The following is a 17069-nucleotide window of genomic DNA, read 5'->3' on the forward strand; positions in this document are numbered from 1 at the left end:
AATCATAAAGAAAAAATCGAGCAATCATTTCGGATTCAATTTGCTACAAAGATGAAAGAACTTAAGCTGCCTTATGAGAACATCGCGCTGTATCAACAGGCTTTCTCCCATTCCAGCTTTATCAACGATTTCAACATGGATCGTTTAGAACACAATGAGCGTTTAGAATTTCTAGGTGACGCAGTATTAGAATTGACGGTATCACGCTATCTTTTTGACAAATATCCTGATCTACCAGAAGGGAATTTGACTAAGATGAGAGCGACAATCGTGTGTGAGCCATCACTTGTAATATTTGCGAATAAGATTAATTTAAATGAGCTTATCCTCTTAGGTAAAGGTGAAGAGAAGACAGGAGGCAGAACACGTCCTTCACTCGTTTCAGACGCCTTCGAAGCCTTTGTAGGTGCACTTTATTTAGACCAAGGATTAACCGTTGTGAATCAATTTGCGCAACAAGTTATCTTTCCTTACGTTGAAGATGATGAACTTCAAGGTGTAGTAGACTTTAAGACACAATTCCAGGAATTTGTACATCAGCACAATCGTGGTGAAGTGACTTATCGCCTTGTGAAAGAAGAAGGTCCAGCGCATCACCGATTATTTACTTCCCAAGTGATGTTGAAAGGTGAAGCGATTGCGACAGGTAAAGGTAAGACGAAGAAAGAGTCTGAACAGAAAGCAGCCGAAAGTGCTTTTAAAGTAATGAATCCAAAGTCATATGACCTTTGAGCGAGTAAAGATAAGGAGTAAAGCATGGTATATTTAAAATCTATAGATGCATACGGCTTTAAATCGTTTGCTGATCATACAGACGTTCAATTTGATAACGGCGTCACTGCTATCGTAGGTCCCAATGGCAGTGGTAAAAGTAATATTACCGATGCGATTAAATGGGTGCTAGGCGAACAATCCGCAAAGTCTTTACGTGGTTCAAAGATGGAAGATATCATCTTCTCAGGTGCCGAACATCGTAAAGCGCAGAACTACGCAGAGGTGCAACTGAAACTAGATAACAGCTCCGGCAAGTTACAATATGACGCCGAACTTGTCACGGTCACACGACGTTTATATCGCAGTGGTGAAAGTGAATACTACTTGAACAACGAACGTGCACGTTTGAAAGATATTGTAGACCTGTTCCTAGACTCAGGGTTAGGTAAAGAAGCCTTTAGTATTATTTCACAAGGTAGAGTTGACGAAATTCTGAATGCCAAGCCTATAGATCGCCGTCAGATTATCGAAGAGTCAGCAGGCGTGCTGAAATACAAGAAGAGAAAGGCCTCCTCTGTTCAGAAACTCGATCAGACTGAGGACAACTTAACGCGTGTTGAAGATATCTTGTATGATCTTGAAGGTCGTGTAGAACCCCTACGAGAAGAAGCTTCTATTGCGAAAGAATATCAACATCTTGCAGCTGAAATGGAGAAGAGCGATATCCTTGTGACAGTTCATGATATTGAAGCGTATAATGACAATGTCCATGAGTTAGATGAGCAATTAAATTCGTTAAAAAGCCAACAAGAAACGAAAGAAGCCAATAAAGTTCAACATACCCATGCGTTAAATAAATATAAATCTGAACGCCAACAATACGATAATGAAATTGAAAAGTTGAACTATCAACTCGTGAAAGCGACAGAAGACCTCGAAAAATATAACGGACAGTTAAATGTGCTAAAAGAACGTCAGAAGAATCAATCTGAAACAAATGCGCGTTTCGAGGAAGAACAAGAGAATCTCGAAGAACAAAAAGAACGCTTGCAACAAGAGTTAACACAGGCTAAAGAGGAAATTACGACGTTGCAGCAACAACAAAAAGAATTAAATCAACAAATACAGTCGTATGAGAATCAATTGGGCCACTCTGATGATGATACCGAATCACAATTAGAAGAATTGAAAGACCAGTATTATTCCCTCATGTCTGAACAATCTGATGTGAATAACGATATCCGCTTCCTTGAACATACAATTCAAGAGAATGAATCTAAGCAATCTCGATTAGACTCGCGTCTTGGCGAGGCTTATGAAGCGCTGCAGAAAGTACAACAAGAAATCGTGACAACGGAACAGTCACATGCTCAAGCTGACAAAGATTTGAAAGCAATCGAACAAGAATTAAACCAACGCGAACAAGAATTGACACGTGTGAAGAAGAAACAGTCAGAATATGAACATCAACTTCATCAAGCGTATCGTTATAATGAAAAGCTAAAATCACGTATCGATAGTATGTCAGCTCAACAAGAAGGCTATAACTACTTCTTCAATGGTGTTAAACACGTATTGAAAGCGAAAGATACACAGTTATCCGGTATACATGGGGCGGTCGCAGAAATTATCGATGTACCGTCAGAACTCACGAAAGCAATTGAAATCGCCTTAGGTGCATCAATGCAACACGTTATTGTTGAAACGGAACAAGCCGGACGACAAGCCATTCAATATCTCAAACAACATAGTCTAGGACGCGCTACATTTTTACCGTTAAATGTCATTAAACCGCGCCAGTTAGCTGCAGAAATTCAATCCATCGCAGAACGACATGAAGGCTACATCAACGTTGCCTCTGAAGCGATTTCGGTAGAACCACAATATCAACATATCGTGCGAAACTTGTTAGGAAACACGATTATCGTTAACGATTTGAAACAAGCGAATGAGTTAGCGAGAGCAATACGCTACCGTACACGCATAGTGACGCTTGAAGGAGATATCGTGAACCCTGGTGGCTCGATGTCCGGTGGTGGTGAACGTAAGACGAAGAGTGTCTTAGCTCAGAAAGATGAACTTGCGAAGATGAAAGCGCAATTGGAATCCTATCATCGTCAAACGGTTGACTTTGAACGACAATTCCAAGAGATGAATGATAAAGCCAATCAACTCAGCGAAGATTATTTAAGTAGCAGTCAACGTTATAATGAAGTCAAACAGCACAAGCATGAGCTATCTCTCGAACTCGATCGCCTGCGTACCAACGAAGCACAAATTAAGGATGATCATGAAGAATTCCAATTTGAGAAAAATGATGGTTACGAAAGTGCCAAAAGCAAAGCGACGTTGAATGAGAAACAACAACAGCTTTCTGAGATTAAAGAGCGCTTAGCACAACTTGAGAAAGACATTGAGCGACTCACTGAATTGAACAAAGAAGGCAAAGCAAGTACGACTCAACTTCAACAACAACTGAATCAGAAGAAATCAGATTTAGCTGTAACGAAAGAACGTCTCAAGACACAGCGACAAATGAAAGAACGGTTGAACGAACAACTTGGACAGACAGATCAAGCACTTGAACAACTGTTAGAGAAGATGGAATTCTTTAATTCAGACGAAATCACAGGTCAACAAGCCTTTGACCAAATACAGTCACAGATTGATGAGAAGCAAGAGGACAAATCTCGTTTTAACCAACAGCTTGAAGAAGTGAAAGCACAACGTTCAGAGCTCAACGAGACGATAGAGGAAACATATGCGCTATTGCAAGAGACACATCGCGACATTCTATCCATCGAGAATCGCTATCAAGATATTAAAGCAGAACAGTCTCGTTTAGACGTCTTAATCAGTCATGCGATTGACCATCTCAGCGAAGATTATCACGTGACATTTGAGCACGCGAAGACGTTGTATGAGCTTGATACGGACATTGAAAGCTTGCGTAAAAAGGTGAAATTGACGAAGATGTCGATTGAAGAACTTGGACCTGTTAATTTGAATGCGATTGAACAGTTTGAGGAGTTGAACACGCGTTATACTTTCTTAGACGAGCAACGTACAGATTTAAGAGAAGCGAAGGCTACTTTAGAACAAATTATTCAAGAGATAGATCAAGAAGTGAAAGACCGTTTCAAAGCGACTTTCCACGCGGTTCAAGGCTACTTTACAGAAGTCTTCAAATCTTTATTTGATGGCGGTGAAGCCGAACTACGTTTAACGGACGATGACTATCTTTCAGCAGGCGTAGAAATTGTCGTGCAACCCCCTGGTAAGAAGCTGCAACATTTATCCTTACTGAGCGGTGGTGAGCGTGCACTGAGTGCTATTGCCTTACTCTTTGCGATATTAAAAGTCAGATCTGCGCCATTTGTTATTCTTGATGAGGTCGAAGCGGCATTGGACGAGGCGAATGTCATTCGTTATGCACAATATTTACGCCAGCTATCTGAACAAACACAATTTATCGTCATTACACACCGGAAAGGTACGATGGAGTATTCGGATCGACTCTATGGTGTGACGATGCAAGAATCTGGTGTATCGAAATTAGTCAGTGTGAACTTAAATACGATTGATGAGGTAATGGAGGAGGAACAAACATGAGCTTTTTTAAACGCTTAAAGGACAAGTTTACGGGCCAAGCGAAAGAAGAGAAGAAACACGAAGAACCCCAGGAATCAACGCAACTTGAAGATTTGGATTCAGCAGAGTCTGATGATCATCAGCAGCAATTCGATCAGCCTGCAGAGCAACCTGAACCACCTAAGAAGAAACCAAAGAAATTAAGTGAAGCGGATTTCGATGAAGATGGACTTATTTCTATCGAAGACTTTGAAGAAATTGAAGCACAAAAATTAGGCGCCAAATTTAAAGCTGGTTTAGAGAAATCACGTCAGAACTTCCAAGAACAACTCAATAATCTCATCGCGCGTTATCGTAAAGTAGATGAAGATTTCTTCGAAGCATTAGAAGAGATGTTAATCACTGCTGACGTGGGCTTTAATACAGTGATGGAATTAGTAGACGAACTTCGCGATGAAGCGAAACGTCGCAATATCCAAGAGACTGAGGATCTACGAGAAGTCATCGTTGAGAAGATCGTTGAAATTTACCATCAAGATGATGAACATTCTGAGGTTATGAACCTTGAAGACGGTCGCTTAAACGTCGTTCTCATGGTTGGTGTCAACGGTGTAGGTAAGACGACAACAATTGGTAAACTTGCGCATCGCTATCAAGCAGAAGGTAAGAAAGTCATGCTTGCTGCCGGTGATACATTCAGAGCAGGTGCGATTCGTCAACTTCAAGTGTGGGGTGAACGTGTCGGTGTTGATGTGATTAGTCAAAGCGAAGGTTCAGACCCAGCAGCTGTAGTATATGATGCAATGAATGCTGCCAAACACAAAGGTGTCGATATCTTAATCGTCGATACAGCAGGTCGTTTACAGAACAAAGCAAACTTAATGAACGAACTTGAGAAGATGAAACGTGTCATCGGTCGCGCGATTCCAGATGCGCCTCATGAAAGCTTACTTTGCTTAGATGCGACGACAGGTCAGAATGCATTGTCTCAAGCCCGTGCTTTTAAAGAAGTGACAGACGTGTCAGGTATCGTCTTAACGAAACTTGATGGTACAGCTAAAGGTGGTATCGTTCTTGCCATCCGTAACGAACTTCACATCCCAGTGAAATACGTTGGTTTAGGTGAACGTTTAGATGATCTTCAACCATTTAACCCAGAAAGTTACGTTTATGGTCTCTTCGCTGATATGATTGAGCAAAATGTAGATGCAGAATCAGAGGAATCTGATCAAGAGGGTGAAGACGCTACTTCAGAAACAGAAGGTCGTTCTCATGAGTAATGGTGATTTAGTTAAAACGTTGAGAATGAATTATCTCTTTGATTTCTACCAATCACTACTCACTGAAAAACAGCGCAACTATCTTGAATTGTTCTATCTTCAAGATTATTCATTGAGTGAGATTGCAGAAACTTTTGATGTGAGTCGCCAAGCAGTATATGATAATATTAGAAGAACTGGCGATTTAGTTGAAGATTATGAGGATAAATTAAATTTATATCGTAATTTTGAAAAGCGTCAAGAACTCTATAACGAGATGAAGGCGCATATAGATGATAAAGATAAAATTGCTGAACTCATTCAACAATTAGAAGAACTCGAATAACACTTTTACAAAGGAGGGGATTTGATATGGCATTTGAAGGCTTGTCGGATCGTTTACAACAGACGATGCAGAAGATCCGTGGTAAAGGGAAAGTCACTGAAGCGGATATCAAGACGATGATGCGTGAAGTCCGTCTCGCATTGCTCGAAGCCGACGTTAACTTTAAAGTAGTAAAGAACTTCGTTAAGACCGTATCAGATCGTGCCCTAGGTTCAGATGTAATGAAATCTTTAACCCCAGGGCAACAAGTAATCAAGATTGTACAAGATGAATTGACTCAGCTCATGGGTGGCGAGAATGCAACGATTCAAATGGCGAACAAGCCACCAACTGTAGTCATGATGGTTGGGCTTCAAGGTGCAGGTAAGACTACTACTGCAGGTAAGCTCGCACTCTTGATGCGCAAGAAATATAATAAAAAACCACTCTTAGTGGCTGCCGATATTTATCGTCCAGCTGCGATCGATCAACTTCAAACAGTAGGAAAACAACTCGATATCCCTGTTTATAGTGAAGGCGATCAAGTACAGCCTCAAGACATTGTTGATCACGCGATTCAACATGCGAAGGAAGAACATCTCGATTTCGTCATCATCGATACAGCCGGTCGTTTACATGTCGACGAAGCATTGATGAACGAGTTACAAGAGGTTAAGGAAGTATCGAAACCGAACGAAATTATGCTCGTCGTCGATGCGATGACAGGTCAAGATGCGGTAAACGTAGCCGAATCATTCGATAACCAACTCGACGTATCTTCAGTTACATTAACGAAACTCGATGGCGATACACGTGGTGGTGCAGCGTTATCTATCCGTTCAGTAACGCAAAAACCGATTAAATTCGTCGGTATGAGTGAGAAACTCGACGGTCTAGAGCCATTCCATCCTGAGCGTATGGCGTCCCGTATATTAGGTATGGGCGATGTTCTAAGTTTAATCGAGAAAGCACAACAAGATGTGGATGAAGAAAAAGCGAAAGACCTTGAGAAGAAAATGCGAACTTCTTCATTCACATTGGACGATTTCTTGGAACAACTTGACCAAGTGAAGAACTTAGGCCCACTGGATGATATTATGAAGATGATTCCAGGTATGAACAAGATGAAAGGCTTGGACAAGTTGAATATGAGCGAAAAACAAATCGATCATATTAAAGCGATTATCCAATCTATGACGCCAACTGAGCGTGAGAATCCAGCAGTATTAAATGTGTCACGTAAAAAACGTATCGCAAAAGGTTCAGGTCGCACGCTTCAAGAAGTTAATCGTCTTATGAAACAATTCAATGAGATGAAGAAAATGATGAAACAATTTACCGGTGGCGGTAAAGGTAAGAAAGGTAAAAAAGCACAAATGCAAAACATGTTAAAAGGCATGAATTTACCATTCTAACCTAATAACGAGTGCAGGACAGCGATTCACTGATAATCGTTGTCCTGTTTTTTATTTTGCGAAACTAATGGAAGAATGTGTTATTGAAGCGTTAGGATGAACTTATTGTAGACGTCAGTTTATAAATGAGCCGCTTAACATTTGTAATGAGTTGCATTCATAAGTATAATTTATTTATCCGATAAATAAAGAAAGGAAATACTACTAGAGACTAGGTGACACTATCGAACAGCAAGAAGAAACAGTAATTAAAGAAACGATATTAAATGTCTATAACCGCATTAAGTATGTAGAGAAATTAACTGCTCATCTCGACATGAACGTCAATTTGAAGAAAACGTGTGTGTATAAAGTAATGAATTACAAAGGAGAAATTATTGATAACGCTGTCATTATCACTTTAGAAAAATACATCAATATTCTGACGAAAAACGAAATAAAATTAATGATTAATGGTGTTTGTAATGTTAAACATAGGATCAAAAACTACAAATGTGTTATCGATAAGATCACACGTTTTAACCGTAATAACAAGTTAGGAGCATTTCCATTAAATAAAGTATTAAATGATATTCTTGGCTATCGACTCGTTATCGATACCTCATTATCAATTAAAGATTTAATGTTAAAGATTATAGCTATTACAGAACTACTTCCCAATAATATAAAGAATAAAATCACCATATTAGATTCGTCTAAAAATGATTATCAAGCGATTCATTTATATTTTAAACTCAACAATCGTAGCTACCCTGTTGAGCTTCAAATATGGAGAGTTTGTGATAAAAAGAGAAATAAAGATAGTCATTTTGAATACAAGCAAAACTATATGAAATGGCATGTAAGAGAAACAGAATTAATCGACCTATATGGATGAAAGGAGCGCTTATGTACTATCAACATCTTCTGATATTTCTACAGAATGATAAACTTGCTGATCAAACCGGAACACGTGTTGCTTACCATAAAGTATTAACAAAAGGAAATGAACATTATCAGTATGAACTTGATCAATTGAAGGCACTCGATGTCATGATTTATGTTCATGTATTATCCACTACAGATGTAACCACGGAAAGTATAGTTCAAGAGGATAAGTACTACCGAGATATCATATATTACCATGATTTCGAAGCATTTCTTCAAGTTGCCACTGAACCCTATCCACTCGTTCCTCTAGATATCGCACGCTACTTCCTACTTATTACACCTATGACACTTGAGAAATTAAATCTACTTCTCAGCATCGCTTATCTTCAATATAAGCGAGAAGAAGGAGAGGCGCTCTTTTACTATGAGCAACCTATCACGGATCTTTCAACACAATTTATTTCACTCGAAGATTTACCAAGTAGAACGATTCACCATGATAACGAACAATTCAGTATACCTGAAGATTATATCGCGCCGATTATGTATCGTATTCTATTTAGTGAAAGAAAAATAAAAAAACCCCTATTTCTTCAAAAAATAAAACAGCATTATAAAGAGATGCGTGTTGATGAAATTCTAAAAGATGATTTCGTCGATGTGAGTCACTTACAATTGAACAATGTGTATGATGCCTTTCATCAGACGCATTAAAGAAAAATAATTTGGTAAAGAAAAAGCTCTTTACAAACATCTGGACAACTGTTATTATTAATTCTTGTAGAAAAGAAATTATTAATATAAAGGAGAGTATACTAATGGCAGTTAAATTACGTTTAAAACGTTTAGGTTCTAAAAGAAACCCATTCTACCGTATCGTAGCAGCTGATTCTCGTGCGCCACGTGACGGCCGTAGCATCGAACAAATCGGTACTTACAACCCTAAACACGTGAATGCACCAGAAGTTATCATTGATGAAGAATTAGCACTTAAATGGTTGAAGAATGGTGCTAAACCAACTGACACAGTACACAACATCTTATCAAGAGAAGGTATCTTGAAAAAATTTGATGATGAAAAATAAATGAGCTAGAAAAGAGTAACCTTAGTGTTGCTCTTTTTTTATGACTTGAGTCAGCATGGGCTAATGAGTGAATAAAGAAGCGAGCATCATTTACATGTTATAATAAATCATTAAGTTAAAGTATTGGAGGTTGAGTTATGCAGGTTGAAGTAGGCGAAATCGTGAATACGCACGGTATTAAAGGTGAAGTGAAAGTGAAATCAAACTCAGACTTTACAGACGTGCGTTTTCAACAGGGTGAAGTGCTAGAAATTCATTCACAAGATGGAGAAACGGTAGAGCTTGTTGTCACATCTCATCGTGTCCACAAGGGGCTACATATGTTGAAGTTTGAAGGTAGAGATAATATTAACGAGGTGGAACATTTGAAGGGTGAGACGTTGTATCAAGAGCGTGATCACGAAGATATCGAGCTTGCAGAGAATGAATACTACTATTCTGATATTATCGGTTGCACAGTCTTCAACGAGGGCGAACCACTCGGGCGCGTGACTGAAATCTTTGAAACAGGTGCGAATGATGTGTGGGTCGTTCAAGGTGACAAAGAGTATTTAATTCCTTACATTGCCGATGTCGTTCAAGAGGTCGATGTAGAAGGACGTCAAATACATATCACGCCGATGGAAGGATTGTTAGATTAATGAGAATTGACTATTTAACGTTATTTCCTGAAATGTTTGAGGGTGTGCTTAACCACTCTATTTTGAAAAGAGCTCAGGATAAAGGCATGCTTAACGCGAATACCGTGAACTTCCGAGATTATGCTGAAAATAAGCATAATCAAGTTGACGATTACCCATTTGGTGGCGGACAAGGTATGGTATTGAAGCCCGAACCGATATTTAATGCTTTAGAAAGTCTCCAACAAACAGCTGAGACACGTGTTGTGTTGATGTGTCCGCAGGGTGAACCTTTTACCCAAGAGAAAGCGCAAGAGTTGAGTGAAGCGGAACATATCGTCTTTATTTGCGGTCACTATGAAGGATACGATGAGCGGATCCGTGAACATCTTGTGACGGATGAAATTTCTATTGGCGACTACGTGTTAACGGGTGGCGAACTTCCTGCGATGACGATGACCGATGCGATTGTGCGTCTCATCCCAGGTGTACTAGGGAATCAACAATCTCACGAAGATGATTCGTTCCAAGATGGCTTGTTAGAATTTCCTCAATATACGCGTCCGCGAGAATATCGAGGTATGAACGTGCCAGAAGTGTTGCTCTCAGGAAATCATGCACGAATTGAAGCGTGGCGACGTGAGCAGAAGTTGCTTCGTACGTATCGCAATAGACCTGATTTATTAGAAAAAGCGGAGTTATCAGAGCAAGATCGAGATATTCTAAAAAGATATCGAAAAGGAATTGAAAAGTAAAAGTGTTTGTGCTAGCATAATGTAAGTGTGCAATGCACGAAAAATCACTATGATCCGCTGCTATATTATTGTCTAGGCATGAACATAGGTTGAAGGAGAGAATTTACTATGAGTAACCACAAACTTATTGAAGCAGTTACGAAATCACAATTACGTGACGACATTCCTACATTCCGTGCTGGAGATACTTTACGTGTACACGTTCGTATCATCGAAGGTTCACGTGAACGTGTCCAAGTCTTCGAAGGTGTTGTAATCAAACGCCGTGGCGGAGGCATTTCTGAAACATTCACAGTACGTAAGATTTCTTCAGGTGTAGGTGTTGAACGTACATTCCCACTTCACACTCCTAAGATCGAGAAGATCGAAGTGAAACGTCGTGGTAAAGTACGTCGTGCTAAATTATACTACTTACGTCACTTACGTGGTAAAGCTGCTCGTATCCAAGAAATTCGCTAATCAGTATATAATGAAGAAAGCTGGAACTCGCATAACAGTGAGTTCCAGTTTTTTTATTTAGTACATTTTTTATTTTGAGTTAATTGAGTTTGGTCATATATCAAAAATAAAGTCTGGGACTTGAAAAGGGCGCTCTTTTCTTGAATCCCAGACTTTCGCTCATTTTATCGATATTTCAATTTTCGAGTTCACTTCATTAGTTAAGGTGAAGTTGAACCTGCGCAAATTCCGTTATTTTCAACTTTATTTCGTTCGTTTCTCACGTGTCACTTTTAGTCTACGTAACCACCCACACCACAAGATACTAAGTACTACGCCAATGCCACTCAAACCTATGAGCAGCCAATGATGAGGGTAGTGATAAGTTACGGTAATTTCACGTTGTCCTTTAGACGTAGGAATCACAGTCATAATGCCATTACCTCGTTTGACGTTTACCTTTTCACAATTGGCATACGCTTGTAAACCTTCTCGATAAGCCATAGGTAAGACGATGTAACCCTTGTCATTACGAGACTTGGTAATGGTATAGCCATTGCGCTGTTGCTTAACTTCCACAGGCTTCACGTCTTTGTGAGCTTGAGCTAACGTGCGATAATCCTCACCATAAATTCCCTTGAGACGATAACGATAAGTACCTTTATCGAGATGTAAATTTAAATCTTGAGCTGATTTCACTTTCATCGTCACAGGTGTCACAAATCGACGGTATTTATACGTAAGAGGGTTACGTTGTTGACTGTACTCGTTAATACCTACGCGATGCGATCGATCCGGTGACAGGAGTTCAACATCCATTTCGACGTACAAATCTTGATAACGGTCAGCGATATGTTTCGGTAGGTGATACGTGATGCCACCCCCATTTTTATTAACTTTAAGTTGATGACCCTTACCTTGTTGAGCGTGATTCAGCTCAGGTTTGGCATAGTTCAGTAGATTCTTATTAGGTGTAAAATGACTCGTCGGTTTCTGAGCGTGATCTGAAAACACAACACCAGTTAAATACGCTTGTTCACGATCTAAAGGTGATTTCAGCTGGCTCGAATCAAACACCTTGTGCGTTAAATGTGCAGATGGATAGTTAAAGTCAGCCGTTGAATGTTCAAATTCACGCGATTCTGTTTTGAAGTTCTGTTGATGTTTGAAACCGTATGGCATGAGCTGATCTTCAGACGTTCGTATACGGTCACGCACATCCCACAACGCCATTAAATTCGTACGATTGTTGAGTAAGCGATACGTACTATTTTTATCGGTTGGCATATTAATTTGTAGCTGACGATCATAATAGTTAAGAATACTGCCATCAAAGATACTCGAATATAGCGCGATGCCATTATAATGGTAAACCATCGCAGAGTTGAGGTTGTATTGTGACATGTAATCAATACGGTTAAAGATGTCATTTTGCCGGTTATGATTAATATCGTTAATTTTATTTTGCATTTTCAGACTGCGATAATGATCAGATTTCAGTTCAGAACGGTCTGTCGTATATTTTTTAATATTATTAATATAGGCGTTTTGAATCATCATCCATTGTTGTAGAACAATGAGTGCCACTAAAGCGATTTTAAAAATCCTAGTATGACGCCACGATGTAAAGCGTATCGTTAAGCCCAATAAGAGGATGATACACAAGCTGACATACATCCAACTCGTTTCGAGCTCGAAATAACCTGTCCATTTTACCAACATGAGAATGAGCACAAGTATACTGCTCAAGATAAAGCTTCTCATTGAAATCTCACTAAAATGATGGAGATATTGAGCTACGAGCAGTGCAGACATAAAGGCCAAGATGTAGACCCAGCGACGTTCAGGTGTAGAAAAGCCATTGAAAGCACTGTCGAAATAAGGTGTGAGTGAACCGAGCAACATTAGCCATGTCGCTATCGCTGTTAAACGGTAGAAATAATGCCGATAAAGTTTAAATGAACATAGCGCCATAATCACGATGAGCGTCAGAGTGATATAGAAACCATTTGAGAACATATGATAATGGCGTATTGGCTCGATTATCGCATCAAAGTGAAAATGCGGGTTCGATTGCCGGTCATTATTGAGGAATGACGTCACTCCTGTATACCAACCCCATACACTACTTAAAGCGGCTAACAACACGCTACCGATGATAATCCATAGTTTATGGATTCTTGAGAGAATATCAGAGCGATAGGGCCAAATGGTGCGATAGATAAAATAACTCAACACGACGATTGTTTCATAGTAGCTAAAGTAAAAATTAGAAAATAAGGTGAGTGCGATCGCGAAAATAAATAATCCAGCTTTGCGCTCACGAAATAACCGCTCAATTCCGAGTATAGATAACGGTAGAAAAATGAATAAATCACTATAGAACGACCACGTAAAATTGAAATCAATTGTGACTGTTGAAGCGGCATATAACAGTGTCGCAATCATCGTTGGCACGCGTTTCATATTGAAATAACTCAACGTATAATAACTCACTACGAAGATGAGCGCAGTCTTTACAACTGCCACGACGAGTTGATCTGTGAGCCAGAATGCAATGTCACTCGGGTTGGCGTGAAAGACATGTTCAGCCACCAACACTCCGATAAAGTGCCCATAAGTAAATGGTGACAAAGAATAGTAATAGGCTAAATCTTGAATATAATTACCGCCTAGACCAAAGGAGTGATCATATAGCATGTGCCCCTTCGAGAAATGTTCATACAAATACATCTGGAAAGGCATCATTTGACGGAAGCCATCTCCATTGCCGCTAAACACGAGACCTTGAGTGATGTAGCGGTAAATATAGCCGATAAAGGTGATTAAACTTGCAATAACGCTGAGCACAATGACGAATATCAATTTGATTAAAGGATTTTGCGTTAATTTATCTTTCATAATATTCCTCTTAATATTGACGTTAGCTTCTCAATTTAAAATCAACGTCAATTTTATTTTTTATAGCACTGTCATTTTAGCATCTTATGACTTATCACACGACTCATATCTGTAAAAGTAAGTGCAAATTCAAATTTTGACAAGGTGGCCGAAGAGGGAGAGGGCAGATGTTAGAAACAGATTGTATTAGTCATGGATTAGAGATGTTTGCGTCGAATTTTATTTTTGCTTAAAAGTAAATTGCTCAGTTAAAGTGACAAACATTTTATCTTCAACTCTTTATGAAAAATAAAGTTTAAATACTTAGAAAACGTCAAAATAAGTAGTGAAAGCAGATATTTAGGAGGTATGTATGATGACTACAGAAATTAAACATGCAGCTGGTACAACACAAATTCCAGAGGTAATTGAGTCTGCAGTAGCCCTTGAATATTCATTTGTTGATGCACTCGTAGCTTTAGACGTTAACGTTACAGGCGTTGCTGATGATGGTGATAGCGCAAATCTCATCGATCCAATTCGCAACCAAGTTGGCGATTACGTATCAGCAGGTGAAAGACTCAACCCTGATTTCGACGCCATTAAGAAAGCAGAACCTCAACTCATCATTGCTGACCAAGATAGACACAAAGATATGTATGATGATTTAACTCAAATTGCACCTACGATTTTAGTTAAAAGCTTCGACGCCAATTACAACGAAAACTTAGATGCATTCCGTATTATCGGAAAAGCGGTGTCTAAAGAAGACAAAGCGCAAGAAGTAATGAAACAACATGAAGATAAGATTAATGACTATAAAGACCAAATTAGTTTAGATACTGATCAAACTACATTACCTATCGTCGTGACAAATGACGGCGTTGTCGCACATTCTGTTAAAACGTATGTAGGTAGTTTCTTAGAAAACTTAGGTTTCAAACCTGCGCTAACTAAAGAAGTTGTAGAAAATTCTTCAGAATATATGGGTGCAGATTATTTAGAATTAGACTATAAACAATTATCTGAAGTCAATCCTGAACGCTTATTCATCATGGTTGAAGATGAAAATAGCGATGAAGTGAAAGCACTTCAAAACAGTGAAGCATGGTCTCATGTAGACGCAGTTGAGAAAGCACGTGCTCACTTTGTTAACCGTGAGACATGGGCTAAATTCCGTGGTTTAGTCGCTTCAGAAGATATCGCTAAAGAAATTAGTGAGCTTAACGAGTAATAACTTGAGATGCTCGCAAATCACTTAATGATTAAATCTATTACAACGCTACTGAAGATGAGCGTTGTAATAACCGTTTGAATTCTAACCTTTACTAGGGAGTAAGACATGCTTGAATCATTGCGATGAGTAAAGTCTTACTCCCTCTTTTTGCGTTCAACATGTTATGATAATAAAGTCTTTATTAGTAATTAAATTTTTAAAAGAGGTGAAAGAAGCATGGTCATACAATGGTATCCTGGTCATATGGCGAAGGCGAAACGCGAAGTTTCTGAGCAGTTAAAAAAAGTGGATGTAGTCTTCGAACTTGTAGACGCGCGTATTCCTTATAGCTCTCGTAATCCTATGATTGATGAGGTGGTTCAACATAAGCCGCGTGTAGTCATTTTAAATAAAAAAGATATGGCTAACTTGAATGAGTTAGACAAATGGCAAGACCATTTCAAAGCGCAAGGCTATTACCCAGTTGCAGTGGACGCTAAGCACGGCCGAAGCTTGAAGAAAGTAGAACAAGCAGCCACTGAAGCTACGAAAGAGAAGTTCGAACGTGAGAAAGAGAAAGGTTTGAAACCCCGTGCAATCCGAGCGATGATTGTCGGCATACCTAATGTTGGAAAGTCCACGTTAATTAACAAGTTAGCGAAGAAATCGATAGCGAAGACAGGGAACACTCCAGGAGTAACGAAACAACAGCAATGGATTAAAGTCGGTAAAGCATTGCAATTACTCGATACACCGGGGATTCTGTGGCCCAAGTTTGAGGACGAGACAGTCGGTAAGAAACTCAGTATTACAGGAGCGATTAAAGATAGTATCGTTCATTTAGATGAAGTGGCCATCTTTGGATTGAATTTCTTAATTGACCACGATTATGAAGGACTTTGTAATCATTACAATGTAGAAGTTGATCCAGATGCTGAGTTGCTTGAATGGTTTGATGCGATTGGTCGCCGTCGAGGCCTTTTACAAAAAGGGAATGAGGTCGACTATGAAGCGGTGATTGAACTGATCATTAACGACGTCAGAAATGCTAAGATCGGTACGTATACTTTCGATATCGTTAAAGAGATAGAAGGGCACGACGAATGACACGTACAATTAAAGAAGTGAGAGAAGAGATTACACAAATAACGTCACTGGAGGAGCTAGAGCGCTCGGAGTGGCATGCAGATGAGCGTAAAGGGGTGCAACAAGCGTTAAAACGTCAGCATAAACAGATTGCTAAAGCAATAGAAGAAGTTGAACGTTATCAGTATATGACGTTCTATGAGAATAATATTCTTGAAAAGGAGCCACAGGCTGTGATATGCGGTGTGGATGAAGTAGGTCGTGGTCCTTTAGCAGGTCCGGTCGTCACGTGTGCAGTGGTACTTAATGATCAACATCACTATGTAGGTATTAACGATTCGAAGCAGTTAAATGCTAAGAAACGGGCAGAATTTGAAGCGGCTCTGAAGGAGGGCGTTGCCGATTACGCTTTCGGAATAGCAACGGTAGAAGAGATTGATAAGTATAACATCTACCAAGCGACACAAATCGCGATGGTGCGCGCTGTAGAGCAGTTGAAGACTCGACCGACCCACATGCTTGTTGACGCGATGAAACTGCCTTTAGATATACCTCAACAATCCCTAGTCAAAGGTGATTCGAAGAGTGTATCAATTGCTGCAGCAAGCATTCTTGCTAAAGAATATCGTGATCGTTATATGCGTGAGTTGGACGAACAATATCCAGGATATGAGTTTAGCAAGAACGTCGGATATGGTACGAAAGCGCATATTGAAGGCCTGAATCAATTAGGCGTCACACCGGTGCACAGAAAGTCATTTGAACCGATAAAATCCATGATGACAAGTTTATAAAATTAAAATAATTCTAAAATA

The 17069-nt window shown here is 39.4% G+C and carries 15 protein-coding genes; 14 read left to right on the plus strand and 1 reads right to left on the minus strand.

Features of this window, described 5'->3' with window-relative positions; all coding sequences use genetic code 11:
- The first annotated feature begins 51 nt into the window (after positions 1-51).
- From rnc to rplS, 11 genes are all read left to right on the plus strand, one after another.
- Positions 52-732, plus strand: a complete 681-nt coding sequence (rnc, locus tag CD039_RS03405) for a ribonuclease III (protein WP_103371590.1) — start codon at positions 52-54, stop codon at positions 730-732.
- 24 nt (positions 733-756) lie between these two features.
- Positions 757-4326 (plus strand): chromosome segregation protein SMC, encoded by a 3570-nt coding sequence (smc, locus tag CD039_RS03410; protein ID WP_103371128.1) that lies wholly within the window; start codon positions 757-759, stop codon positions 4324-4326.
- Positions 4323-5585, plus strand: a complete 1263-nt coding sequence (ftsY, locus tag CD039_RS03415; protein ID WP_103371129.1) for a signal recognition particle-docking protein FtsY — start codon at positions 4323-4325, stop codon at positions 5583-5585. Before smc ends, ftsY begins: the two co-directional genes overlap by 4 nt.
- The gene (locus CD039_RS03420; RefSeq protein WP_002472124.1) at positions 5578-5910 is read left to right on the plus strand and encodes a putative DNA-binding protein; all 333 of its coding nucleotides are present in this window, start codon (positions 5578-5580) and stop codon (positions 5908-5910) included. Before ftsY ends, CD039_RS03420 begins: the two co-directional genes overlap by 8 nt.
- Positions 5911-5936: 26 nt before the next feature.
- Complete coding sequence (ffh, locus tag CD039_RS03425) at positions 5937-7304, plus strand: signal recognition particle protein (protein ID WP_002472109.1); 1368 nt, start codon at positions 5937-5939, stop codon at positions 7302-7304.
- Between the two features lie 355 nt (positions 7305-7659).
- A complete protein-coding gene (locus CD039_RS03430) occupies positions 7660-8181 on the plus strand; it encodes a nucleotidyltransferase family protein (protein ID WP_167386222.1) in 522 nt (173 codons plus the stop codon).
- Positions 8182-8192: 11 nt separating this feature from the next.
- The gene (locus tag CD039_RS03435; RefSeq protein WP_142384369.1) at positions 8193-8888 is read left to right on the plus strand and encodes a hypothetical protein; all 696 of its coding nucleotides are present in this window, start codon (positions 8193-8195) and stop codon (positions 8886-8888) included.
- Between the two features lie 104 nt (positions 8889-8992).
- Positions 8993-9259 carry a 30S ribosomal protein S16 gene (gene rpsP / locus CD039_RS03440; protein ID WP_002472408.1) on the plus strand — a complete coding sequence of 89 codons (267 nt, stop codon included), beginning with the start codon at positions 8993-8995 and terminating at the stop codon, positions 9257-9259.
- Between the two features lie 137 nt (positions 9260-9396).
- A complete protein-coding gene (rimM, locus tag CD039_RS03445) occupies positions 9397-9900 on the plus strand; it encodes a ribosome maturation factor RimM (protein ID WP_103371132.1) in 504 nt (167 codons plus the stop codon).
- Positions 9900-10634 carry a tRNA (guanosine(37)-N1)-methyltransferase TrmD gene (gene trmD / locus CD039_RS03450; protein WP_103371133.1) on the plus strand — a complete coding sequence of 245 codons (735 nt, stop codon included), beginning with the start codon at positions 9900-9902 and terminating at the stop codon, positions 10632-10634. The genes rimM and trmD overlap by 1 nt, the downstream gene beginning before the upstream one ends.
- 108 nt (positions 10635-10742) lie before the next feature.
- A complete protein-coding gene (gene rplS / locus CD039_RS03455) occupies positions 10743-11093 on the plus strand; it encodes a 50S ribosomal protein L19 (RefSeq protein ID WP_002472454.1) in 351 nt (116 codons plus the stop codon).
- Between the two features lie 243 nt (positions 11094-11336).
- Here rplS and CD039_RS03460 read toward each other — a convergent pair whose 3' ends face one another.
- A complete protein-coding gene (locus CD039_RS03460; protein WP_103371134.1) occupies positions 11337-13973 on the minus strand; it encodes a YfhO family protein in 2637 nt (878 codons plus the stop codon).
- Positions 13974-14328: 355 nt separating this feature from the next.
- Here CD039_RS03460 and CD039_RS03465 point away from each other — a divergent pair, with 355 nt between their 5' ends.
- From CD039_RS03465 to CD039_RS03475, 3 genes are all read left to right on the plus strand, one after another.
- Positions 14329-15186 carry an ABC transporter substrate-binding protein gene (locus tag CD039_RS03465; RefSeq protein WP_240595033.1) on the plus strand — a complete coding sequence of 286 codons (858 nt, stop codon included), beginning with the start codon at positions 14329-14331 and terminating at the stop codon, positions 15184-15186.
- A 219-nt stretch (positions 15187-15405) separates the two neighbouring features.
- Positions 15406-16275: a ribosome biogenesis GTPase YlqF gene (ylqF, locus tag CD039_RS03470; RefSeq protein ID WP_103371136.1), complete on the plus strand. Its 870-nt coding sequence runs from the start codon at positions 15406-15408 to the stop codon at positions 16273-16275.
- On the plus strand, positions 16272-17048 hold the full coding sequence (locus CD039_RS03475; protein WP_103371137.1) for a ribonuclease HII: 777 nt from the start codon (positions 16272-16274) through the stop codon (positions 17046-17048). Before ylqF ends, CD039_RS03475 begins: the two co-directional genes overlap by 4 nt.
- Positions 17049-17069: the final 21 nt, after the last annotated feature.

It is taken from the genome of Staphylococcus argensis, assembly GCF_002902305.1.
Lineage (GTDB): Bacteria > Bacillota > Bacilli > Staphylococcales > Staphylococcaceae > Staphylococcus > Staphylococcus argensis.

Bases quoted from the DNA above. Each gene is read 5' to 3' on its own strand.
- rnc (WP_103371590.1), top strand. From the start codon at position 52: ATGAAAGAACTTAAGCTGCCTTATGAGAACATCGCGCTGTATCAACAG.
- smc (WP_103371128.1), top strand. From the start codon at position 757: ATGGTATATTTAAAATCTATAGATGCATACGGCTTTAAATCGTTTGCT.
- ftsY (WP_103371129.1), top strand. From the start codon at position 4,323: ATGAGCTTTTTTAAACGCTTAAAGGACAAGTTTACGGGCCAAGCGAAA.
- CD039_RS03420 (WP_002472124.1), top strand. From the start codon at position 5,578: ATGAGTAATGGTGATTTAGTTAAAACGTTGAGAATGAATTATCTCTTT.
- ffh (WP_002472109.1), top strand. From the start codon at position 5,937: ATGGCATTTGAAGGCTTGTCGGATCGTTTACAACAGACGATGCAGAAG.
- CD039_RS03430 (WP_167386222.1), top strand. From the start codon at position 7,660: ATGAATTACAAAGGAGAAATTATTGATAACGCTGTCATTATCACTTTA.
- CD039_RS03435 (WP_142384369.1), top strand. From the start codon at position 8,193: ATGTACTATCAACATCTTCTGATATTTCTACAGAATGATAAACTTGCT.
- rpsP (WP_002472408.1), top strand. From the start codon at position 8,993: ATGGCAGTTAAATTACGTTTAAAACGTTTAGGTTCTAAAAGAAACCCA.
- rimM (WP_103371132.1), top strand. From the start codon at position 9,397: ATGCAGGTTGAAGTAGGCGAAATCGTGAATACGCACGGTATTAAAGGT.
- trmD (WP_103371133.1), top strand. From the start codon at position 9,900: ATGAGAATTGACTATTTAACGTTATTTCCTGAAATGTTTGAGGGTGTG.
- rplS (WP_002472454.1), top strand. From the start codon at position 10,743: ATGAGTAACCACAAACTTATTGAAGCAGTTACGAAATCACAATTACGT.
- CD039_RS03460 (WP_103371134.1), bottom strand. From the start codon at position 13,973: ATGAAAGATAAATTAACGCAAAATCCTTTAATCAAATTGATATTCGTC.
- CD039_RS03465 (WP_240595033.1), top strand. From the start codon at position 14,329: ATGACTACAGAAATTAAACATGCAGCTGGTACAACACAAATTCCAGAG.
- ylqF (WP_103371136.1), top strand. From the start codon at position 15,406: ATGGTCATACAATGGTATCCTGGTCATATGGCGAAGGCGAAACGCGAA.
- CD039_RS03475 (WP_103371137.1), top strand. From the start codon at position 16,272: ATGACACGTACAATTAAAGAAGTGAGAGAAGAGATTACACAAATAACG.